Origin of the sequence: Psychrobacillus sp. INOP01 (assembly GCF_018140925.1) — a bacterium.
In the GTDB taxonomy this organism is placed as follows: domain Bacteria; phylum Bacillota; class Bacilli; order Bacillales_A; family Planococcaceae; genus Psychrobacillus.
This window is the reverse complement of sequence record NZ_CP073315.1, coordinates 699,943-724,334: the sequence shown is the minus strand read 5'-3', so window position 1 is coordinate 724,334 and position 24,392 is coordinate 699,943. Positions and strand designations below refer to the sequence as shown.

At 36.0% G+C, this 24,392-nt stretch carries 17 protein-coding genes, 1 pseudogene and 1 other annotated feature; of the genes and pseudogenes, 8 read left to right on the top strand and 10 right to left on the bottom strand.

Annotation, left to right across the window (positions count from 1 at the left end):
* Nucleotides 1-18: 18 nt before the first annotated feature.
* Entirely contained in the window at nt 19-651 is a 633-nt protein-coding gene (locus tag KD050_RS03615) for a GNAT family N-acetyltransferase (RefSeq protein WP_211894896.1), read from the bottom strand.
* Between the two features lie 173 nt (nt 652-824).
* Between KD050_RS03615 and acsA the strand changes: the two genes are divergently transcribed.
* From acsA to KD050_RS21225, 6 genes and pseudogenes are all read left to right on the top strand, one after another.
* Entirely contained in the window at nt 825-2,543 is a 1,719-nt protein-coding gene (acsA, locus tag KD050_RS03610) for an acetate--CoA ligase (RefSeq protein WP_211894895.1), read from the top strand.
* Nucleotides 2,544-2,937: 394 nt separating this feature from the next.
* Nucleotides 2,938-3,354 carry a flavoprotein gene (locus tag KD050_RS03605; protein ID WP_211894894.1) on the top strand — a complete coding sequence of 139 codons (417 nt, stop codon included), beginning with the start codon at nt 2,938-2,940 and terminating at the stop codon, nt 3,352-3,354.
* A 55-nt stretch (nt 3,355-3,409) separates the two neighbouring features.
* A complete protein-coding gene (locus KD050_RS21475; protein ID WP_370627169.1) occupies nt 3,410-3,577 on the top strand; it encodes a hypothetical protein in 168 nt (55 codons plus the stop codon).
* Nucleotides 3,567-4,289, top strand: a complete 723-nt coding sequence (locus KD050_RS03600; protein ID WP_370627168.1) for a phosphotransferase family protein — start codon at nt 3,567-3,569, stop codon at nt 4,287-4,289. Before KD050_RS21475 ends, KD050_RS03600 begins: the two co-directional genes overlap by 11 nt.
* 451 nt (nt 4,290-4,740) lie before the next feature.
* Entirely contained in the window at nt 4,741-5,922 is a 1,182-nt protein-coding gene (locus tag KD050_RS03595) for an amidohydrolase (RefSeq protein ID WP_211894893.1), read from the top strand.
* Nucleotides 5,923-6,021: 99 nt separating this feature from the next.
* Nucleotides 6,022-6,240, top strand: a pseudogene (locus tag KD050_RS21225) (trimeric intracellular cation channel family protein); the annotation flags it as partial.
* A 159-nt stretch (nt 6,241-6,399) separates the two neighbouring features.
* On the opposite strand, the gene KD050_RS03585 reads toward KD050_RS21225, so the two are convergent.
* Together KD050_RS03585 and KD050_RS03580 are read right to left on the bottom strand one after the other, a co-directional pair.
* A complete protein-coding gene (locus tag KD050_RS03585; RefSeq protein WP_211894892.1) occupies nt 6,400-6,777 on the bottom strand; it encodes an SET domain-containing protein in 378 nt (125 codons plus the stop codon).
* A 177-nt stretch (nt 6,778-6,954) separates the two neighbouring features.
* Nucleotides 6,955-9,885 carry a transglycosylase domain-containing protein gene (locus KD050_RS03580; protein WP_211894891.1) on the bottom strand — a complete coding sequence of 977 codons (2,931 nt, stop codon included), beginning with the start codon at nt 9,883-9,885 and terminating at the stop codon, nt 6,955-6,957.
* 100 nt (nt 9,886-9,985) lie between these two features.
* Nucleotides 9,986-10,183 (top strand) — a binding site (T-box leader).
* Between the two features lie 48 nt (nt 10,184-10,231).
* Between KD050_RS03580 and tyrS the strand changes: the two genes are divergently transcribed.
* Nucleotides 10,232-11,494, top strand: a complete 1,263-nt coding sequence (gene tyrS, locus KD050_RS03575) for a tyrosine--tRNA ligase (RefSeq protein WP_211894890.1) — start codon at nt 10,232-10,234, stop codon at nt 11,492-11,494.
* Between the two features lie 50 nt (nt 11,495-11,544).
* Here tyrS and KD050_RS03570 read toward each other — a convergent pair whose 3' ends face one another.
* Entirely contained in the window at nt 11,545-11,709 is a 165-nt protein-coding gene (locus KD050_RS03570; RefSeq protein WP_211894889.1) for a hypothetical protein, read from the bottom strand.
* Between the two features lie 197 nt (nt 11,710-11,906).
* Between KD050_RS03570 and KD050_RS03565 the strand changes: the two genes are divergently transcribed.
* On the top strand, nt 11,907-12,155 hold the full coding sequence (locus KD050_RS03565) for a hypothetical protein (RefSeq protein WP_211894888.1): 249 nt from the start codon (nt 11,907-11,909) through the stop codon (nt 12,153-12,155).
* Between the two features lie 672 nt (nt 12,156-12,827).
* On the opposite strand, the gene KD050_RS03560 is transcribed toward KD050_RS03565, so the two are convergent.
* From KD050_RS03560 to KD050_RS03535, 6 genes are all read right to left on the bottom strand, one after another.
* Nucleotides 12,828-13,523 carry an ECF transporter S component gene (locus KD050_RS03560; protein WP_211894887.1) on the bottom strand — a complete coding sequence of 232 codons (696 nt, stop codon included), beginning with the start codon at nt 13,521-13,523 and terminating at the stop codon, nt 12,828-12,830.
* Nucleotides 13,502-15,154, bottom strand: a complete 1,653-nt coding sequence (locus tag KD050_RS03555; RefSeq protein ID WP_211894886.1) for an ABC transporter ATP-binding protein — start codon at nt 15,152-15,154, stop codon at nt 13,502-13,504. The genes KD050_RS03560 and KD050_RS03555 overlap by 22 nt, the downstream gene beginning before the upstream one ends.
* Entirely contained in the window at nt 15,127-16,008 is an 882-nt protein-coding gene (locus KD050_RS03550; protein WP_211894885.1) for an energy-coupling factor transporter transmembrane component T, read from the bottom strand. The genes KD050_RS03555 and KD050_RS03550 overlap by 28 nt, the downstream gene beginning before the upstream one ends.
* Complete coding sequence (locus tag KD050_RS03545) at nt 16,008-16,883, bottom strand: DUF4430 domain-containing protein (RefSeq protein WP_211894884.1); 876 nt, start codon at nt 16,881-16,883, stop codon at nt 16,008-16,010. The genes KD050_RS03550 and KD050_RS03545 overlap by 1 nt, the downstream gene beginning before the upstream one ends.
* A gap of 1 nt (nt 16,884) precedes the next feature.
* A complete protein-coding gene (locus KD050_RS03540; protein WP_211894883.1) occupies nt 16,885-18,402 on the bottom strand; it encodes an S-layer homology domain-containing protein in 1,518 nt (505 codons plus the stop codon).
* 69 nt (nt 18,403-18,471) lie between these two features.
* A complete protein-coding gene (locus KD050_RS03535; protein WP_211894882.1) occupies nt 18,472-24,285 on the bottom strand; it encodes an S-layer homology domain-containing protein in 5,814 nt (1,937 codons plus the stop codon).
* Between the last annotated feature and the right edge of the window lie 107 nt (nt 24,286-24,392).

Genomic DNA, 24,392 nt, shown 5'->3' with positions numbered 1-24,392 from the left:
AAGAAAGTTAGTCATTGATTAATACATAAAACGATTCATAAAACGTAATTGGTCAAATTGCTGGATGGATTCAGTATCAACTCTGCTACCAATTTTAGCCATTAAACAATTGGCAGGATGGGAGCTAATCTCAGGATCGTCTGTTGCAAAATACTCAAGTCCACCTGCTTGCATCATTTTCTCCATGACTTTTCTGTATTCCCAAACATTTAAACCAGTGCCTTTTAAATCCCAGTGCCAGTAATACTCTGTCGTAATCGTAATATAATCTTCCATTGCATCATCCATCATCGATACACGGAGGAGTGTTTTTCCAACTCCAGTGCCACGGAATTTTGGTATTACCTCGATAGCCCCTAACTCTATCAAATTTTCCATATTCCCTTGCGACCATCTTTCTAAAGGATCTGGATGCAAGTATGTACAATACCCTACAATAGTCTCTTGATCTCGCACAATAATTATTCTTCCCTCAGGCAACTTGGCAATTTCAATAATTGCTTGATGCTGCTGAGAGGGTGCACGAAAAGCTACTAAATCCTCATGGAATTGTAACCTGGCAATTTCCTCGGAAGGAATAGGACCTTCAATAACGACAGTGCCATGTATCGTTTCTTTCTGCACTGCATTATACGTTTTAGAATGAATCACGGATGCACCACCTTATAACATAATTGTAATTGTATTTATTATACATGATTTTAAATAGAGAAAGCGATTACCTCTATCATTTTAGTTAAACATTCTAAAAAGTAAAAAGATTAGCAAAAGTACAAAAAAGTATTGTAGAATGAAATAGTATAGTTATAGAAAGGGTGAATAGGATGAAAATTGAAACATTACAAGTTGTTCAAGGGGATTTCCAGTTAAGTAATTATGAGGAAACTGCAAAAAACTTTAAATGGGAAGATGCAGAGAAAGAGTTCTCATGGTATAAAACTGGAAAAGTGAATATGGCGTATGAAGCAATTGATCGTCATGCAGAGACTGATAAGAAGGATAAAGTCGCACTTCATTATCAAGATGCAGAACGTAAAGAGTCTTATACATTCGGCGATATGAAAAAATGGACGGATAAAGCCGCTAACGTATATGTAAACCATTCGAATTTGTCAAAAGGGGATCGGCTGTTTATATTCATGCCAAGATCACCCGAGCTGTATTTTGCGCTTCTTGGCGCTACAAAATTGGGCTTAATAGTTGGTCCACTTTTTGAAGCGTTCATGGAAGGTGCTGTTTACGATCGTTTACTGGATAGTGAAGCAAAAGCAATTGTCACAACGCCAGAATTATTAAATAGAATTCCATTGGATAAATTACCTAATTTAGAGACTGTGTTTATAGTAGGTGAAAATGTAGAGGAATCCGATAAGTTTATTGATTTCAAAACAGCATTACATAATGCCTCAGAATCTTTCGAAATCAGGTGGGTTGATAAAGAGGATGGACTAATTTTACATTATACTTCTGGTTCTACAGGGAAACCGAAAGGAATTTTGCACGCTCACTATGCAATGGTACAGCATTACCAATCGATGAAATGGGTAATGGATATTAGAGAAGACGATATCTATTGGTGTACAGCAGATCCAGGCTGGGTGACTGGAACATCTTATGGAATATTTGGTCCTTGGCTAACAGGAACTACATCACTTATTCTTGGGGGCAGATTCTCACCAGATGCTTGGTATAATGCCATAGATGAATACGGTGTTACTGTTTGGTATAGTGCTCCAACTGCATTCCGTATGCTGATGGGAGCAGGAGATGCCATTGTGCAACAGCATGATCTATCGTCACTTCGTCATGTGCTATCAGTTGGAGAACCCTTAAACCCAGAGGTTATCAAATGGGGGATGCAGGTGTTCAATAAACGTATCCATGATACTTGGTGGATGACGGAAACTGGTGCTCAGATGATCTGTAACTATGGCTGCTTACCAATTAAACCAGGGTCAATGGGTAAACCACTACCTGGAATTGAAGCAGCTATTATAGATAACCAAGGTAATGTAGTACCGCCTTATACAATGGGAAATCTAGCACTCAAAAAGGGCTGGCCATCTATGATGCGTCAAGTATGGAACAACAAAGAGAAGTTCGATTCCTATTTTATAAACGATGAATGGTACTTCTCAGGAGATTCAGCATACATGGATGAGGAAGGATATTATTGGTTCCAAGGTCGAGTGGATGATGTAATCATGACATCTGGCGAACGCGTCGGACCATTTGAAGTGGAAAGCAAATTACTAGAGCATCCAGCTATTTTAGAAGCTGGAGTTATAGGAAAACCAGATCCTGTTCGTGGTGAAATCATTAAAGCCTTTGTTGCGTTAAACGAAGGATATGAACCATCTGACGAACTTATAACAGATATTCAACAATTTGTGAAAAAAGGCCTTGCAGCACATGCGGCACCTAGAGAAATCGAATTCAAAGATAAGCTTCCAAAAACAAGAAGTGGTAAAATCATGCGCCGTGTATTAAAAGCTTGGGAGTTAAAGCTGCCAACAGGCGATTTATCTACCATGGAAGACTAATAGTATAAGTGAACTATAAAGATCACAACAATATAAAAATACAAAAAGCATTGCATTTAGCAGTGCTTTTTGTTTTTGAAATGCAATTTGAAAGATTGGGTAGTTTAGTAATAAATAATTCCTTTCTGAAATAGCACAATGTGGTTAGGGAAATAAGAAGGTGTAAATTGTTAGGTGTCGAATAAAATATGATACAAAGCAATTGAAATGCTAATGAAAAATTCACTCTCGCTTATGCTTTTAGCCAAATTCAGAATAATTCACAGGTCGAACAATGTGCTTCAACTAACGGCCCCGTTTTCTTTGGAATAAGTTCCTCATAAATCCCACTATCTATTTCTAAAAACAAAGTCACTTATATAAACAAGGTAAATTATTTTCAGGAGGTTCTTTAATGGATAAAACATTTTCACTATTTTTAAATAATTATTTAGATGTTTGGAAAGCTTCATCTTTATCGGAATTGAAAGAATTAATATCAATAAATTACGAAGCTAGAGAAATAACAGGTGGAGATATAGTTGACTTTGGTTATGAAGAATCAGTAAAAGGGTGGGAACATGGTTTTAGTTTTGCTAAGGAAAATAATGCGCAATGGAATATAAATGTAATTTCCATTCTTCCTTTAAGAGAATCTGAAATTATTGTTGTTTTATCAGCTACTATGGTTATTCAGAGTAAGAGTCTTGATACAGCAAATTTATTCTTTCAAACGTTTCGAAAAAATAGTGTGAATGATTGGAAATTAGTAAGAAGTTATATAGAAGCAGGAATTCCTTATGTTAGTACAAACAGTGTGCTATTCAAATAAGGAATAGTAGATACTTTTAAAAGTACATATTCTAAAAAGATATGGGGGTAATTAAATGGAACAATTAAATCAAATCATAGAAAAATTAAAATTAAACGTTCTCTCCGTAGAAGACGTTCCTGATTCATTTAGTTCGACTGTATATAGAATACAGCAAATTAATCAGCAAATAGTATATCTAAAAATACCTTATTCTAAAGTGAAATTAGTACGTGAAGTATGAAGCAATAGAAATATTAAGTGATGCGTTACCAGTACCTGAGTTATTAGGATATTGGGAAGGGAACGATGAAATACAGGGTGCTCTTGTCCTTTCAGAGATCAAAGGGCAGCCTGTTTCTGGAAATGTTGATGAAATATTAGCCTATGATATTGGAATTCACCATGCAAAGTTGCACAGTGTGCTTCCGCAAGAAAACAATTCATATAAAGGGATTTCAAATGTCTATGAACAATGGTCAGCTTTTAGTGAAACACATTTTTATGGTTTTGCAGAAGATGTAAAAGAAGTGATACCAGAGAATTTGTTATTACAATCAATAGAACTATTCGAAGAACAACGTAAATGTCTTCCTAAACCAGACGGACCGAGCTTTATACATATGGATTTTCGACCGGCTAATATTATTGTCCATGAAAATGAAGTATCAGGAATTATTGATTTTGAAAGTGCTCGTTTTGGTTCAACGGAAATGGATTTCACAAAAATAAACCGTGATATTTTTGTGAAAAATCCAGGGACATTAGAAGCTTACAAAAAAGGTTATCAATCTATTCGTCCATTAATAGATTTAGAAGTCGTATTACCATTCTATCGCTTTACAGATGCATTTAATTCATTAGGTTGGTGTAAACGACGCGGAATCGAGAAGCATCAGCGATTTTTTAATGAGAATTATATTATTTTAAAATCTATTCTATTGAACCAAAGTTAGTTGATAAATAGGAAAGTATGAATGGTTTGGTGAAATGCTCAAAAGGGGAGTATTGGATGAAGGTCCTTTCTTTTCATTAGAAAAAACTATAATCTTTTTCAAAAATATATAAATGCAACAAGTGTCCATACATCAAAAACTCCCTGATTAATGTTGGTTATAACCAATTTGGTTTCCCAAATTTATATCGATACATAACCTGGATTGCAAAATATTCAATTATAGGAGATATAATAAGGGAGATATCAAATATAGAAATCATAGAAACCAAGACGCATGAAATGAATTAGTAATAATGCCAATTTCTTGTGTAGTAATTAGATAACAAAAGGAAAGTTAGGTGGTGATTTTTTGGATGAACGACAAAAGTACTTCCATCTTCAAATTCAATTAACTTCATGGTTCCGAATAATGCTGGTAAAAGTGAAGTTAAATAAGGAGAGTTTTAGATATGAAAGATAAACTAATGAAAATGTTGGATGAACGTAAAGATGAAATGATTCAAATTCGCCGTTATTTACATGAACATCCTGAATTATCATTTAAGGAAGAAAAAACGGCTCAATATATTGCTGAATTTTATAAAGGAAAAAACGTCGATGTACAAACAAACGTAGGAAATGGATACGGAATTATTGTAACAATAATAGGGGGAAAACCAGGAAAAACAATTGGATTGCGGGCAGATTTTGACGCCCTTCCAATTTTAGAAGAAACGTCAGTACCATTCAAATCGAGAAATGAGGGTGTCATGCATGCATGCGGACATGATGGTCATACAGCGTACTTGTTGGTTCTTGCAGATTGTTTAATTCAGCTGAAATCAGAACTATCTGGAACTATTAAAATAATTCATCAGCATGCTGAAGAGGTTCCACCAGGTGGAGCAAAAAGTATTGTAGATTCTGGTTTGTTGGATGATTTAGATGAAGTGTATGGGATTCACTTACTGCCAATTGCTCCTGTTGGTATGGTTGGTTACAATAAAGGCTACGCGTTCAATGGTCGAGCATATATGAAATTGAAAATACAAGGTAGAGGTGGGCATGGTTCATCGCCACACTTAGCAAATGATGCAATTGTTGCGGGTGCTCATTTTGTAACCGCAGTTCAAACGATTATTAGTCGCCGATTAAGTCCTTTTGACATTGGAGTAATTACAATTGGTTCGTTTGATGGAGCTGGTACTTTTAATGTGATAAAAGATAGCGTTGTACTTGAAGGTGATATTCGGTACATGACTGTTCAAACAAAAGAAACAATTGAACGAGAAGTAAAACGTCTTGTCAAAGGGCTTGAAGAAGAGTTCGATGTAAGTTGTGAGCTTACATATACACCAGACTATCCGCCATTGTACAATAATCCTGAACTTACAGAAAAAGTGGCAGATGCACTACTAAATGCGAATGTGAAAGAAATTACAGAAGTTATAGAAGTCCCACCAATGGCACCATCGGAAGATTTTGCTTACTATGCAGAAAAGTTCCCTGCCTGTTTCTTTTATATCGGATGTACACCAAAAGGCGTTGAAAAACCATATTTCAATCATAATCCAAAATTTGATATCGATGAAGATTCACTATTAGTTGCAGCAAAAGCCGTCGGACAAATTGTTTGTAGTATGCAGGAATAAAACAGTGGAGTCGTTCAAAATTTACTATTTGAACGACTCTTTTACAATTAAAAAAATGAATCCAATAGTGAAAGGAGTGATAGCTTTTTGACATAGGACATTCTTAACATCATTGGTACCATTGCTTTTGCAATAAGTGGTGTGCTTGTAGCAGAAGAAGAGGATTATGATATATTCGGTATTTACTTTTTAGGATTTACGGCAGCATTCGGAGGCGGCCTTATTCGTAATCTATTGATCGGTATACCAATTGAAAACTTTTGGTTGCAAAATTATTTATTTGAAATAGCGTTTTTGGCTATTACCATTGTTTTTGTTTTATTTTGTTCCATTAACACAATAACCATCTATCAGTTTGATCTGATAGATGGTTATAAAGGGTATATAAAAGAGTTTTTCTTCAATACAACATTTTTTAGGGATAATATAGTTGCTGCATTTAGGAAGGTGAATCGTTAAAAATGTCCTATGTCTTCTTTATTCCTCATCAAACCACAGTTTATCTTTGTTATCAATGTCACCATTGTAATTGATTAAAATTTCATCTCCTGCTTTTATATTTGTATAAGCATAGAAGTCAAATGTGTGATTATTAAAGTTAATCTCGTACATTGCATTAGGTTCATAAGAATGGTTAAACAACATTCCATAACCAAGAAGGATAGCAGAATGATTTATCCCATATTCAAAAGCGTAATCACCAAGTATGGTTTGCTCAATGTATTGATGCTGGTCGTTTGGATACGAAATGACAGGTGCTTCATGGAAAAGCACTCCTTTTTTGATATCACATTTAGCAAATACCCCTCTATTAAATTCTCCATCACTTAATGGAGATGTTTTTACCTCAATCATATTTGTCCGCCTACTCACTTTTAAAATATTCTTTCTAACTGTAACATTAATTTGAACATTATGCTCTTTTTTATTTGATACTAGGTTAGTGAACGGTAAGTATTGTCCATTTAATGGAAAAAAGAGCCCAATTCTAAATAGAATCTGGGCTCTTGCTATATTTTCAATTAGTTCTAATTACACTCCGCCATCACCCGGAGAAGATGGTTCTTCCTCTACCGGAGGAGTGACAGGATTTTCTTCAACAGGTGGATCAATTGGATCTATAACAGGAGGTGTCACAGGATTCTCTTCATTATCTCCTGGAACTGTTGGTGGCACTACTGGTTCTGGTGGTTCTGCAGCCTCTATGGATACAATATTAGATGAACCAGATTCTAATCCAGTGATATCGACAGCAACAGCGATAAATTGACCTGCTCGATTAATAGGTAAACTATTTCCGGCAGCAACTTTGGTTGAAGAAAGAAGTGTTCTTTGTCCATTTCCAACCTCATACACTCGGTACCCGACAACATCCCCAGAAGTGGACTTAGACCAAGTAATTGTTCCATTAGTCATTGTTGCTGTTACTGTAGCTGGTGGACTTCCGTCAGCATTAAATACTTCCTCAGAAACTACATTTCCTCCAAATGCAGATTTTGTAGGGAATAGCTTAGAAGCGTTGCCTCCAAATTTGCCAAGCATACGTTTAATAAAGTCTTCGTTTACTCCATAACCACCACTTACAACAAATTCACCAGGTGTAGTATCGAGCGCACGATATCTGTTTCCGTTTATCTCTACGTATGAGGAAGAGATTAAACTATCATCTTTTGCGGTTGGTAATAATACAGCAGCGTTAAATAAATCTGACTTCACTAGGCCAGCTTGAGAACATGCATCTGAAACTGCTAATCCTGAAATTCCACAGAAGGATCTAGTAACCACTCCTTCAGGTGCTGTAAAGTTAGTAGAAGCATCTACTAGTTCAGGATTCACATCATACATAGCGTTCATCATATTAGACCAGAACATATTGATACGTACACTAGGGTGATTGTAACGATTATTCATATAATATAATGTTTGTGTATCATCTCCATAACCCAACCAAACTCCTAAAGAAACATTTGGATTATAGCCAACTAGCCATGAATCATTATGATTTTGTGTCGTACCAGTTTTTGCAGCAAAATCAGATTGGAACTTCAATCTAGAGTTTGCTAATTTTGCAGTCCCTTCAGAAAGTACATCTCTTAACATATCAGTAATAATATAGGAAGTAGCGGCGCTAAATACGGGTACAGCTTCCACTTCATGCTGATAGATTACATTGCCGTCTACATCTTCAATTTTTTCAATCATATAGGCATCGATAAACTGACCATTATTTGCAAATGTTCCAAATGCATTAGTATTTTCCTCGATTGTTGCACCTTTGGTCATCCCACCAATGGAAAGTGCGTGATTAACGTACTCAGCTTCTCCAATATGCTCAAATCCCATTTTTGTTAAGAAATCGGTAGGCTTACGATCCATGATTAAATCGTATAACCGAATAGTAGACAAATTTTGAGACGTTGTTAAAGCATCTCGAGCAGAAATAATACCTAACTCTTGTTCTGTTGTATAGTTAGATGGAGATTTTGCCCATGTGGTACTACTTAAATTATCCAACTTCACATCAACTACTGGACTTCCTGCACCTATTACCCCGTATTCTATCGCAGGTGCATATACTAATAGTGGCTTAATCGTAGAACCTATTGGTCTGATACCTTGTGTAGAGTAGTTTACTTTATCAAGTTTATGATCTCTTCCTCCCAGGAAGGAAAGAATTTTACCTGTGCCATTTTCTATTAGCATCCCACCGACTTGAACAGGGAAGTCTTTTAAAACTATTTCTCCTGAATCCTCATCTTTTACTTCCTTCTGGAAGGTATGACCATAATATTCGAATTCATCTCTTACTTTTAACATAGCTTCGTACATGTCTTTATTGATCGTAGTATGAATACGGTATCCATCCGTACTAATAGAGCGCTGTGCTAAAATATCATATTTATCATAAAGTTTTTTTTCTTTATCTAACCTAGCAGGATCGATTGAGTCTGCCTCAGCAAACTTATCTCTCAAAATATCTTTGACTCTATTTTCAATTTCGTATGTCAGCCAAGGGTATTTATCTTCAGCTACAGTTTCCGGCTCTCTAAAATCTTTAGTAATATCATAGCTAACCGCATTATTGTATTCTTCATCTGTAATATAACCAGTTTCATTCATCCGGAATAGAACGGTTTTCATCCGTTCAATGCCAAGCTGTAGAGCTTTTCCTTCTTTAATCTCTCCACCTTGTCGAAATGGCGTGTAAGCAAATGGAGCTTGTGGAATACCCGCAATGTAGGCTGCTTGTGGTAAAGAAAGATCTTTTGCTTTTATATTAAATATTCCATTTGCCGCAGTTTCTATCCCTGCAATATTTCTCCCATTAGAATTTCTCCCATAAGGGATAATATTTAAATATGATTCTAGTATTTCATCTTTGTTCATAAAGTGCTCTAAGCGCATTGCTAATAATATCTCTTTAGCCTTACGTTCGTAAGAAACTTCGTTTGTTAATATTTGGTTTTTGATCAATTGTTGTGTTAATGTTGATCCACCTGTTTGTGTATCAGAATTGGATACATCTTGAAGTAATCCGCGGAATATCGCTTTTGGAACAATTCCATTATGCACTTCAAAATACTCATCCTCTGTCGCAAGTACTGCATCAATTACATAAGGGGAAACCTCTGATAATTTTGTTTCTGTTCTTTCTAAATCAGTACGTAATTTACCTAAATACACATTCCCGTCAAAATAGACTTCAGATGTCTCTTCATAGTTAAATACAGCACTTCGCATTTCATCCTTATCACGTAGTGGTTCTTCTTTTACTAATGAAGCAAAATATCCTGCGCCGACAGATAGACCGAATACTCCCATTGTTAGGAGCCCGACAATGAAAAGTAGACATAAATTCCATATAACTCCGGAGGATATTCTTAATCCCTTAGCCCATTTTGTGGATTCCCACGCATCCAATTTATCTTTATAGATCTGTATTTTTTTTTGCCATTTCTTCATTCAATTCTCGCCCCCTAAATCTTGAACTATTATACCATAAGCACATATTGTTAGACGATAGTTATTGACATACAACGTAGATTAGGTAAAATAGGTATATATTTTAACAAAGAAAAGTCCGAAGTAGTGCTTATGCATACTGTGAAGAGAGCTAGCGGTTGGTGAGAGCTAGTCAGTGTATAAAAACGAATTACAGGCTTGGAGTTAAACGTACTCACAACGATACGGTGATTGAAGCGGAGGGAGTAAATCCTTCAAGCTGGGTGGTACCGCGCTAATTGATTTCAGCGTCCCTGCATGATTATTTATCATGTAGGGACTTTTTTATTTTAAGGAGGTAATATTAATGACGAATTTATTAGATGATTTAGCTTGGAGAGGTCTTTTATACCAACAAACAGATGCTGAAGGTATGGAGCAGCTTCTAGGTAAGGAAAAAATCTCATTGTACTGTGGAGTGGATCCGACGGCAGATAGTATGCATATTGGACATATCGTCCCATTGTTAACTCTAAGACGTTTCCAAATGCACGGACATAGACCGATTCTTCTAGTTGGTGGTGCAACAGGAATGATTGGGGATCCTTCTGGCCGTTCAGAGGAACGTCAATTACAAACAACCGAACAGATTGATATGAATGTCCAGGGGATAAAAAAACAAATGGAGCAAATTTTTGATTTTCATTCTGAAAACGGTGCACAAATGGTTAATAACCGAGATTGGATTGGCTCCATGAATGTGATTGAATTCCTACGTGATTTTGGAAAACTGATTAACATCAACTATATGCTTGGGAAAGATTCTATTGCTTCTCGATTAGATACAGGGCTTTCTTTCACTGAGTTTGCTTATACGCTTATTCAGGGAATTGATTTTAATCATTTATATGATCATTTTGGATGTCGAGTTCAAGTAGGTGGATCTGATCAGTGGGGGAATATTACTACTGGTTTAGAGGTGATTCGTAAAACCCATGATGATAATACGAAGGCATACGGTATTACCATTCCATTAGTTACGAAAGCAGATGGAACTAAATTTGGTAAGTCTGCATCAGGTTCGGTATGGCTAGATGCAAAGAAGACATCTCCATACGAGTTTTATCAGTTTTGGATTAATACAGCAGACACAGATGTTATTAAATACATGAAAATCTTTACTTTCTTAGAGCGAGCAGAAATTGAGGCTTTAGAAGTAACGGTTGAAAATGAACCTCATTTAAGAAAAGCACAAATTACTTTAGCAGAAGAAATGACTCGTCTCATCCATGGACAGGATGCATTAGACCAAGCAATACGAATTTCTCAGGCGTTGTTTAGTGGTAATTTGAAAGCTTTGACTGCAGAAGAAATGAAAGATGCTTTTAAAGATGTACCTTCTATTGAGATGACTAAAGAAGAAAAAACTATTGTAGACTTCATAGTAGAGGCTACAGTGTCACCATCTAAAAGGCAGGCGCGTGAGGATGTAACCAATGGTGCCATTTCTATTAATGGAGAAAAAATTACAGATGTTGCATATGTAGTAAGTGGAGCAGATCGACTAGAAGATGAGTTTATGATTATTCGCCGCGGTAAGAAAAACTATAAAATGATTAAATTTGTATAAGATAAAAGCTACTTCCCAATACTACAAGGGGAAGTAGCTTTTTAAGCTTTTTAAAAACCGCCACGCTCATCTATGTGATGATTATTCTGACCATCTTTTACTTGAAGCTGTTTCTTCTGCTGTTCATCTAGCTTTGGATACTCTAGATAATTTTCACTTGTAACATTGTTTTTTTTCTTCTTATTAGGTGAATTAAACGATTTATCCCTTTTCATATAAAACCCTCCCATTTCTTAAAAGTTCCTCGTTAGTATTGACCAGTTTTGTTGAAATAGTCACAATTTTAACAAGGAAATGAAAAAAGAAAACAGTATTAGTTAAAAAAGAACATGAAATAGGGTAAAATGATACTTGGGACAAAAGTTTGGATTTAAACATAATTTTTTATTATTGGATTGAGAGGACGTTCGCAGTGAGTGCAAAGAGATATGTATTACATCATTTTGATGATTTTTTTGTTGTACTATTCGAAAAGGATAATAAAGCAAATAAGCTAGTCATCTTAAAAAATAAATTTACGGTAAATGCAAAAGAGGGAGACTTATTAGAGGTAGAAGTTAACCAAGATAAATCAGGCTATAATTTTAAAATGCTTGAAGAAGAAGCCGATAGTACGAAACAAAGATTGTTGGATTTAATAGAGAATATGAAAAAAAGTTAATTAGTGAACATATATTAAAGTCAATTGTGGAAGCGTGAACATTCGGCGTAATAGAATAGTCAGTCAAACATCTTGAAATTGGAAAAGAGGTTAAAAAGCCTCTCAGCAATTTTAAGGTGTTTTTTCTATTGTTATGTCAGAATATAATTACTAGATAAAAACAATTGATTAGTTATGTGGTTATGTGGTCCTTTTAATACTTGTTGAAATTTAGTCTTCAGGAGTGCAGATACCCAGTAAGGTAGAAAGGAGAAAAGTGATTGTGAGAAAAGAAAAAAAGAAATATACGCTATTAGTTGAGTCAATTTCATAATTACTTGTTTTAATAATAAATACGAATAAATACGTCAAATTACATTTTTATATTCGTTTTTAAAAAATCGATTCCGTTGATTGGAGCGGCAGGCGGTGACTTTCTCTTTCTCTATAACAATTATAGTTTTGAAATAAAGTTTCATTAAAAAATGAGTCCAATGTAATACTGAACTCATTTTTAGCAAGCTGCCTGTTGAAATAATCGTCTCTAACAATAAGTACCTATTTCACATAGTGGGCTTTTATCTGCACTTCATCATATTCGATTATGTTTTCACAATAACAGATTTACAAAGATTTTAACTATTTTTTGTGACTAGGTTGACTAAGAAATAGTCAACTTTTAACCACAATGGCTTATTGTAAAATTCCATATTTATTTTTTATTCGATCTAGTTTTTCTCTAATCGGTTTAGCTAGCAATAATAGAAAAATTACATTAGATATTGCGTAGATTATCATAAAAGGTACTGCGGAAGTCAGTGCCAGTGCGTAAGCTTTCCAGCTGAAAACACCGTACATTGAAATTGTTCCCCAAATATCCATACCAAATGAAAAGAATATACCAGCAAAAATACCAAATAATATAAGGTAGATTTTTTTATGCATCATACCAGTTTTACCTAACAAGCCAGCAATAAAACCAATCATTCCCCACATAAACATTTGGAATGGTGTCCAAGGACCTTGCCCAAAAAACATATTCGATACTAATGCAGAAATTGCCCCAGTTAAAAAGCCAGCTTCCGCACCAAGTGAAAACCCTGTGATAGCTGTGATAGCTGCCACAGGCTTAAAGGCAGGTGTAACAACAAATAAGGCACGACCTGCCACTGATATAGCAGACATCACTGCTATGATTAAAATTTCGCGTGGCTGAGGCTTTCTACGCTCAAAAGATAAGAAAAAAGGGACGCACGCTAAGATCATAATGACAATCGAAATGAAATAATATTTTCGGTCAGCCAATATTGTAATACCAGCATATAAAGTAAGTGGAATTAAAACAAGGATAACAATGAGTGAAATAATTAAACGAATGTTTTTCTGCATAAAGTTACTACATCCTCACATGTAATGGCATTGCTCAATATATCTCTTGATATTCGATGCGCAGCAGTTGTGTAAAAATTATTTCCACTATAAAATGCTCGTGGCTCACCCTCAGATACGATACTACCATCGAAAAACAAAGCGCATCTATTGCTGTGTTGTGCAGAAAATTCAATATCATGTGTCACCATAATGATTGTCATACCTTTAGCTTGTAAATCTCTTAATATATCTGCGAGTTCTTCCTTTGCATGTGCATCAAGCCCCTTTGTCGGCTCATCTAGTAGCAAAATTTTAGGTTCTATTAATAAAAGCTTTGCGAGCGCTAGTTTTTGCTGTTCACCACCGCTTAAATCATACGGATGTCGATTTAATAAATGCGTTAATTTGAACAATTGAATAGTTTCTTGAATTTTTGCATCTGTTACTTTATGTAAATGAGCCATGTCATCAAGCTCTTGACGCACCGTTTTTTGTACAAATAATGTTTTTGGATCCTGCGGTAATAAAGTTAAATACTGTTGGTACAATTGTTTATTACTGTAGCTTTTTAAAGCCTTACTGAACAAAAATATTTTACCATGATAAGGCTTTTGTAGCCCAGTTAAAATAGACAGAACTGTGGATTTACCAGTGCCGTTTCCACCTATTATCGTTAGAAATTCCTGTTCCTTCACCTGCAAATTAAAATGATGGACAATATCCATTCCGTTCTTTTCATAACGAAAAGCAATATCATTTGCCTCCAATACAATTTCTGTTTTATTTTGGATTATTGTAGGGAGTGTGTTCGAGGGAGAAAAGCTGTATTCCTGGTTACTAAGCCAGCGTTGTCCCTCACGAATGGTAAGAGGGATAGGTCCCGTACCGTTCAGTAGGTGGAAAATCTTTGTAGCTGTCGGTAGTGCTGTAATCATGGCGTGATTTGCGGGTAAAGCATTTAAAATTTCCTTAGGCTGACCGTCAAATAAAATCCTACCTTCCTCGATAATAAGTACGCGATCAGCGAGTGGTAACACTTCCTCGAGACGATGCTCAATTAAAATAATCGTAATACCTAGTTCTTTATTTAAACGATGCAATGTTTGAATAAACTCCAATGCAGCTATCGGATCTAATTGCGAAGTTGGCTCATCTAGCAGCAGCAATTTTGGCTGCATCACCATAATGGATGCTAAGTTTAATAACTGCTTTTGTCCACCAGAAAGCTCGGTGGTTTTATGATGAAACCATTTTTGAATGCCGAAGAAATTGGCCATTTCAGCTACTCTGCGGCGAATTGTTGGTGAATCTATTCCTAAGTTTTCTAGCCCAAAAGCAAGCTCATGCCATACTTTATCTGTAACAATTTGGTTATCTGGATTTTGAAATACATAGCCAATGTCCGCTGCAGCGACTTCAGTATTTAGCTGCTCCAAGTCACGGTCTTTATAGAAAATATTGCCCGTCATAGTTCCATGTGGGCGCAATTCTCGTTTGAAATGGCGCAGCAATGTACTTTTCCCACAGCCTGATTGTCCTATGAGCACGATAAACTCACCTTGCTGAATATCTAGATTAATATTTTTTAATATAGGATTTGCTTCATTAGGATAAGTAAAGCTTACATTGTCGATTTTAACGATCGCCACTTTAATGCCCCCCTGATTTCGATTGCTAATGGAATAGCGAGTAGAGTGAAATAGCTAATATAAAACATAATGCTTACGGCATCCCAATTAACTGCTCCGAAAGTTGGATAAAAATAAAATGTTGTTATGCCAATAAAGCTCGCAGCTAAATTGCTAAGAAAAAGCAATATAATCATTGCCAAAACGAAGCCGTCACGACGCTCGAAAATAAAAAGAGAAAAGGCAGTTCGTTTTTTGACACCATATCCACGAGCTTTCATAGAGTCAGCTGTATCAATGGCATTATCCAATGCCCAAGTAATTAATATAGATAAAATACGCACTGTACATTTGATACGATGCCATAGTGAGCCAGCTGTATAATCCATGCCGATTACTTTTTGTGCTTGTACAATTTGCGTTAGCTGATGTCTAAAGCGGGGAACTAATCGCAATGAAATCGACAATGTTAGTGATAATGCTGGCGACACTTTTCCAAACAAATAAATAAACTTATCTGATGTCATCATGACATTATAGCAGCTAAACCATAGCATAATAGCTACAATCATTGAGGCTATTGCGATACCATACATAATAGCTTCTACAGTAAGCGCGTTGCCATTTATATAAAGCAATACAATCTGACCATTATGGCTAATCATCGGATTAATAACCGCCATTAAGAAAAACAGAGGTACATATAGCTTCCAGTCCTTAAAAAAAAGTTGTCTGCGTAAAGCTATATTTAAGCTTATTGCTGAGAAAATTGTAATAGCTAAATAGATTGGGTGCATAAAAAACATGGAAAAGCCGATAGTAGCAACAAAAAAAGAAAAAAGTACGATAGGGTGGAATGTTTCAAATGCCTTCATTAGTTACCATCCCAATGATGTCCTAAGTCGCGCCCTAAATCGACAGTGTAGTGCCATTCAATAACATCGCCATCTTTTAATACGTATTGACTACAGCCGTAGTTCGGATAAACACCGTTAACTTTATACATCCAGCCACTTAATTCACCAGCACTAAATTCATATAAATGATTAATACCCTCTACATAGACACTGTTATAAATATTTTCGTTTGCTCCTTGATATTCAATTTGAATTTTATGCTCCTTTGTTGCACGCTGTAGCACATCCCAAACAGTATCCTTCTCTGATAGTAGCTCGTATGTTGTAGGCTTTAAAATGATGCCGTCCTTGGGTACGTAGTTTTCACTTTGTAGAGAGGGCTCTAACTTATCCCAATGCTTTAGTAATGTATCAACACGTATCGCAATTGTTACAGTCCGTTTTTGAATTGCTGGCTGTTGCTGCTTTTCTGTTGGTGGAGCAACTGTATTTGTTTTTTGTTTATCATCAGCTTGCTTAGTCGTAGACTGCTCAGTCTTTGTACTTGATGATTTTGTGACTTCTTGCTTTTTCTCAGCTTCTTGTTTTACTTCTTTTTTCGTTTTTTGCTGTGCACTTAGCTCTTCTACTTTTTGTTGAGGTTTTTTTTCCTTTTCCTCGAGTGGGGTATTCTCAACTACCTCAGGCTCTTTCACTTCCTGTTTTTCCTCAACAGTCTCATTGTCAACTGAGGGAGTTTGTTCTTCAACTTCAGGTTTTTCAGTAGTAGAATGGGGGTCAACGCTCCGCTCCTGTTCCTGCATTTGTTCGAATTTCTCAACTGTCTGAATATTACATGCTGTTAAAAATATAGCTAACAGCAATACTAGTAAGATGTGTAAATATTTTTTCATATTATTCCTCAACTACCTTTAAGAAATTGATATACATTTTAGCTGCATGTGCACGAGTAATAAAATTCGTAGGATTAAAGGAGCCGTTTGAGCCTTGTGCAATTTCAAAATCATGTAAGAATGTTATTGCTTGCTGAGATTCCTTTGATAACTTCCCAATATCATTCAAAGGTGCGATATTTTTTGGTATATAAGGATTGCCTGTATTGTGTGTATACGCATTTGCTAGTATTACTGCTAATTCCTCACGAGAAATAGGGGAGGAGGGCGAAAATTTATTTGACTTTACTATTAATAAATTTGCCTCGTATGCAGCAGCAATTTCTTGTAATGTTTCATCTTTAAATGAGCTAATGTCCGTGAAAGGTGCATTTCCGGAACTCGTTAAATTAAGAGCACGAACTAAAATTGATACTGCCTGTACACGAGTTAAATTGTTATTTGGTCTAAATGTATTATCCTCATACCCCTTTAATAATCCTTTAGCTACTGCAGCTTCGATATCAGACTTTGCCCAATGAGATTGAATGTCCTTAAAGCTCACTTTAGTAGGGGGAGCTGGCGTTGATGGTTTATTGGGCTTTTTATCAGACATATCATATAACTTTGTTTTGCCTGCAATCAGCCGGTTATACGCTGCTAATGTATAAGAAGCCTGCTCTGTTGCCATGCCATTAGCCACTGGCTCAGTTAAAACATGCTTAAAGCCACCATCTTTTGCATTATAGAAGGTAAAAAAGCTCACCAATACCTTATTAAAGCGTTGATCTTTGTTGGCATCAATATTTAAGCTAGCAAGTGCTGTAATAACTTGCGCTACACTTTCTAAGTTTGTTGTTCCCCAGCTTTGGTAACTACCGTTAGCTCCTTGTAAGTTTTTTAATGTGTCAAGTGCTTTATTAATAGCTGCATTAACATCAGCTCTATCTTTATAAGTTGAAAGAGCTTGAATAGCCATTGCTGTCATATCTGGATCGGCTTTTACTCCTGATAAATCCCATCCACCGTCAGGCAATTGCTTGGATAATATATGTTGAATAAGTTTCTCACGTGTAGTTGTTGCTGTTTTAGGGAGCTCAAAGCCCCATGTATCTAAAGCGATTAATGCAAAATAAGCACCATTCGGACCTTGCCATACTACTTTGTCAAAGTCGCTTAATTTTTCGACTAAATTGTAGCCGCCTACATTCGTAGGGTCTTTTCCGATAGCGGTGAGTGCAATAATCAAACGTGAATATTCCGTATATTTACGTTTGTGTAAGTCACTTTTTACTGATTGTACATGCTTCACGACATTATCATAATATTTTTGGTAATAGTCTTTCGGAACATTATATTCACCACGTGCAAGTGCAATAATAAACCACTCATCACCAAAAGAAGGGTTTGGTGCTTTATCTACAATAAACTGAGCTGTTGTATTATAAGTATCTACTGTTGATACTTGCTGTGCAGAGACTGGAACTACAAAAAGCAACAAAGCAAGTACCATTATAAACATCGATAATCTTTTTTTCATTTGAACAACCTCCATTCGATAAAAGGGTACTAACCCAAATGCGTTGAGCGTTTGGGTTAGTAAGGGAAATTACATAATGCCAGGGATATTTAATGTGCGTTTTAAAATTTTCGCTGTTTGTCCACGCGTTAACGGAGCACCTGGATCAAATGAACCATCTTGCTTACCAGTCATAATCTCAAGGCTATTTAATAGCTTGATATAAGGTAAGTATTCAGCGCTAATATGGTTAGCGTCATTGAAGTTAATCTCTCCTTTAGGTTTCACATCAGTATTTAAATATTCTAAAATGCGTGCCATAAAAGCAGCTCCTTGCTGACGTGTAATTGGTGCTTCAGGATTAAATGTTGAAGCAGTCGACCCTTTTGTAATACCTGCCTCAAACAGAGCTTGAATATCTGTCGCATACCATTTGCCTTCTGTATCATTAAATGGATTTTCACCTGTTGCCTGTAAACCAAGTGCTCGGCTGATTAATGCCGCAAATTGCGCACGAGTAATTTGCTTATTTGGCTCAAATGTCTCTGGTGTAGTTCCTTGGATTATGAGACGGCTCGCTAAAAATTCAATTTCTTCTTTGTTTGCTAAATGGGCAATATCGTTAAATGTTACTGTACTTTCTGTTACAACGAATGTACCACTTGTTTTTGTGAATAGAACAATTTCACCGTTCACAATTCTATGTGGAACAGGCTTGTATTCACCACCAACAAGCTGTAAAACGACAGAATTAGGTTTTAATTTGTTGGCTAGCAGCGTAACTTTTAAATATTCTTTATCTATAGTAATTGACTTTGTTTTACCATTAGTAGACTCAATACCGAATGTGACAGTGAATTGTTTATTTTCAGCATTTTTCGTTACTGAGGCCCTTATTTGCTCATTTTTGGCAAGCTTAATACCAGTAAAGATAGAAGTAGGAACTTCTAATTTGAAATTATCTTTGCTTAGAATCACGAGCTTTTGAATGTTTTTTTCAATATATTTTTGAATATTTTCAGATGTAATATTTACTTTGTTACTACCGTCCTGAATAGTAATCTCAGCTACTGAGCTATCTTTATTTGTTTCTTCAGTACATTGTTCATCTTTGTCAGTACATTTCTTTTTGTCTTCTTCTTTGCTTCCTCCAGTTGGAGCGCCACCATTTTCGATTCCGTCAACATATCCACCGATATCTTTACCTAAATCGAGCGTATATAGCCATTCAACCGAATCACCAGGTGATAATGTGTAAAGTGCTGCAGAGTAAGAAGGGAAATGACCATTTACACGATACATCCAACCACTTAAAGGACCTCGGTCGAATTCATAAAGACCAGCAATGCCATCGATATAAGTACCATATTGTGTTTCACGATAGCTTAAAGCAATACCATTTTTAGTTGTCGCACGTTTTAATACGTCGAATACTGTTTCTCCAGGATATAGCTCAACAGATGTTTCTCTTAACGGAACCTCGGAAGAGGAGATTCTAATTAAGAGCGTCGAATGACCATTTGGAAGACTTCCACCTGGATTGTTGTTATCTCCGCCATTGCCTGGATTATTGTTATTTCCACCATCTCCAGGATTAGAAGGATTGCCACCGTCCCCAGGGTTAGAAGGATCATTAGACTTCGTATCTGACATATCGTATAGGGCTGTTTGACCGTTAAGCAAACGATAATAAGCAGCTAATGTATAGCCAACTTGCTCTGTAGCCATTCCGTTTGCTTTCTTTTCGCTTAAAATGTGTTTAAAGCCGCCGTCTTCTGGACTGTAATAAGTCATTAAATTTGCTACAACTTTATTAAAGCGAGGGTCTTTGTTCGCATCAATTCCTAAGCTAGAAAGTGCAGTGACAACTTGAGCAGCACTTTCGGAATTTTCTGTGCCCCATGATTTAAAGCCACCATTTTCTAATTGCATAGCAGCTAAAGTAGCTAATGCACTATCAATAGCTGTCTTAACTTTCGCATTGTTGTTATAGTATGGAGCCAGTGATTGAATAGCCATTGCTGTCATATCAGGGTCAGCTTTTGTTCCCGATAAAGCCCAGCCATCATCAGCTAATTGTTTGTTTAAAATATAATCAATAAGTTTTTCTCGTGTTGTAGTGGCAGTTTTAGATAACTCAAAGTCCCAAGTGTTAAGAGCAATTAAACCAAAATAGGCACCGTTTACACCTTGCCAAATAACTTTATCAAAATCAGATAGTTTTTCTACTAAGTTGTAACCACCAACATTTGTTGGATCCTTCTTGATGGCAGTCAGAGCAATAATTAATCGTGAATATTCTGTGTATTTCCGTTGATCGAGTACGCCATCTTTAGAAATAACATAGTCAACAACATTTTTATAATAAGTATCATAATAGCCAGTTGGCACTTCGTAGCCACCACGAGCTAATGCAATAATCCACCATTCATTACCGAATTTAGGATTAGGTAGTTTGTCTACCATGTATTGACCAACAGTATTGTAAGCCATTGAAGTTGTTGTATCAGCATTAGATTTTGTACCAGCTTTTTTCGCTTGATTAAATGCCGTTGTGGCCTGATTTAGTGCTAATACTTTCGCATCAATGTTTTCTTGAATCGCATTTTCCTCTGAAATTAGTTGTTGAGCAGATACAATTACATTTGTATAAGCATCTTGTTCAGCTTGAGTTACCCAGTAATCGGTAGGGTCTATATTTTTTCCATCAGCACTTACTTTTACTGTAGTTTTGTTTTGATTAGCCATATCAATTGCAGTTTGTAGTAAAGAGTTATCAATTCCTACATTCGATTCTGCAATAATTGTGATTTTGGGGAAGATGCTATAATAGCCTTCTCTTTCCGATGCATTAAAGTTAGGATTTGCTCCTATTTGTGGATCGATATTTCGATGATCTCCCATTGGGCTACCAAAGAAGCCTAGTTTAATATAACCTTCTTCTAAAATATACTCTCCCTTATGATTCTCAGGAATTGTAAATGTCACATCGTTAGCCTGTGTCGTTATATTATACTGTCTCTTAAGTCCAGCAATTAATTGTTGTTCTGGACCGCCTATAAAATTTAATTGCGCGTTGAAGTTGTAAATTCCTGCTAGTTTATTTGCTGGGAATGACAGACCTTTAAATGTAACCTTTACTTTATCTCCAGGAGTTATTTTCTCTTTGGGTTTTGTAAGGTTTTCAATCGTGATATCTAGCGGGCGCGCTGTCAACACGTGATACTCAACTTTTCCTTCTTTTTCAATCTTGACGATATTACGTCCTTCAGTTAATAAAACTGTAAAAGAGTCATTCTCGCTAGGTTGAACACCTACTGTTGAAAATGTACCATTCCCATAAGAGGCAGTGCCTTGTCCGTGATTAATTTCAGGACGTAAAAGGCTTACGGAGCTTCCAGCAGTTGGAGTAAACGTATAATATGCTCCTGGCTGATCTTGAACATAGTAAACACTATCAATGTCGGCATCAAAAACACCGTTTTGGAGGTTCATAAGTGTACTGCCTTTTTTACCTTCATTGGCTTTTTGATTACGTTCCTTATTACTTTCAATGCCTGTGGAAATACCTGTTTCACCCTGACCAACAGTAACAACGAACAGACCAACGTTTTCTGCCCATATGGCACTAAATGCATCGTTTGGATTAGTAATGTAAGAAGAACCATTAACTTTAAGTGCATCATACGTAACTTTTACTATTGCCGTACCATTTTTTAATGCTTTCACTGTCGAGTAGCTTCCAGGCTTTCCAGGTTCAATTGCAATTACATCATTACCCGTAATGATTTCATAATGGAAATCTGGCTCAAAGAAATAGTTATTAATTCCTTCAATTAATGCTTGCCAGCTACGTAGAGGGAGTAATTTAAAGCTGGCACCTTCATTTAGCTTTAAATGATTTTGTTCATTAATATTTAAATAAATATTACCTTCAAGGTATGTGTCTTTATTTAAAATTGCTTTAGGTGATTGAATGTCAAGCTGTTCTTTAGTAATTTCCAATGATGCATTTTGTGCATTTGCTTTAAATGTACCTGTATTAGTTAGCTTTCCCGCTTGGCTAACTCGGTAATTATATTCCCCATTATTCACCAATTTGAAAGGATATGTTTTTGTGCCATTTGGATTTATTGTCGCTTCACCTTCAGGCAGTATCTCTTCAAATGTAATGAAGTGTTTGATTTTTTTTCCAATAAATAATTCTGCATCTTGAGGAACTGTAAAAGTCATATTCCCTGAAAATGGGATTGCCGTACTTACAGCTTGAGCAGATGCTGCAATTGTTATAGTTATGCTATTGCTTAATGCAACGTATTGAGTGTGCTTAGCATCTGGTTCAAACTGATAGAAGAACGTTTTTCCTGTAAGAGCTAATACAGGAATCTGTCCTTGTGCAGTTACGTCACCTAGCTTCAATGACGTATCGCTTGATATATCTTGTCCAACTTTTACAGTGTAATCATTATCAACAACCCAGCCGGTATTACTAGCTTTAAAATTAAGCTGACGGAATTTGAATTCTTGGTTCGGCTCAGTTGTAACTGTTAACTTACCACCACCAACGCTTTTATTATTGCTATCAAAGCCTTCGTAGCGATAATTACCTATTGGTATAGTAGCTGTATAAACGTTATACGTACCTTCGGCACCAGCTCCTATGTTTATTTCTTGTTCGTTCGCATCGTAAAGATTTAATTTAACTGTTTTAGGTGCGACAGTGAACTTTACTTCGTTAGTAACAACAGCTTGTAAACCAACATTTTTCGCTTGATTAAATAACGCTGTTGCCTGATTTAGTGCTAATACTTTCGCATCAATGTCTTCTTGAATCGCATTTTCATCTGCGATTAGTTGTTGAGCAGATATGATTACATTTGTATACGCATCTTGTTCAGCTTGAGTTACCCAATAATCAGTGGGGGCTATATCTTTTCCATCGACACTTACTTTTACAGAAGCTTTAGTTGATTCAGCTTGTTGAATGTCAGCTTGTAATACTGTTTTTTCAGCTTTAACAACTTCTTCATCGTCTCCATTTAAAGCAGTATATAGTTGAGTTAGTGCAGTATCTACATCTGATTGACTGCTCTCCATATTAGTGAGCTGTAAGTATGCGGCATCATAAGCAGACTTTACATTTGTATTTGCTAAAATTTCGTTTTTATTTGGAGCACTATTAATCTCTGCTATTTTTGCTGTTAATACATCTTTATTTGCTGGATTAATATAATTATTTCCACCAAAACCTCCGCCTAAATCTGCTCCATAGCCCCAAACAGTAAACTGCCATCTAATGACATCGCCATCTTCAGGGAACCAATCTGAGGCACCACGAGAGATAAAATCATTTTTAACAGCTACCATCCAACCTGACATATCTGTATAGTCAAATTGACCTAACCAGTTAGATTCTGTTCGCTCATTAATTGGGCCAGATTTATCAAGAATGTATTGTGGAACTTTCACTTCTCTAGGACTTGGATCATAAATAGCTGCTAAATAAAAGCTGCTATCTACAGATCCCATATTTTCATAGTTTCCATCCCCTAATAGATTAACTAAAACTTGAGCTACGTTATCACCTTCATAAAAAGGTACTCTAACAGGTTCATTTATATAGCCTTGTCCAAGGGTGAACTTCTCAACGGAAACCGTCACATAGCCTTTTGGTTCAGAACTATGTATCGTCGCACTATCATTAGTAGTGTTCGAAGATAGTTCGTTCTCCGTTAGCTGGGATATATCAGCTTCCTCGTCATTAGATTGATTATTAATAATAGAGCTAGTTTCTAACTCACTATTTTCAGATAGCTGTGTCTCAGCTAGAGCAGCAGGTGAAAATAGCGAAAATGATAGGATAAAGACAATCGCTATATTCAACCATTTCTTATAAAAGTCCATTTCTTTTTCTTTCCTCCTCAAATTGTTATAAGTGAATATACTTGCAATTAACTCGAAAAGAAAAAAAGATGCTTCTCCAATTAAAGGAGAGCATCTAAGGAAAATAG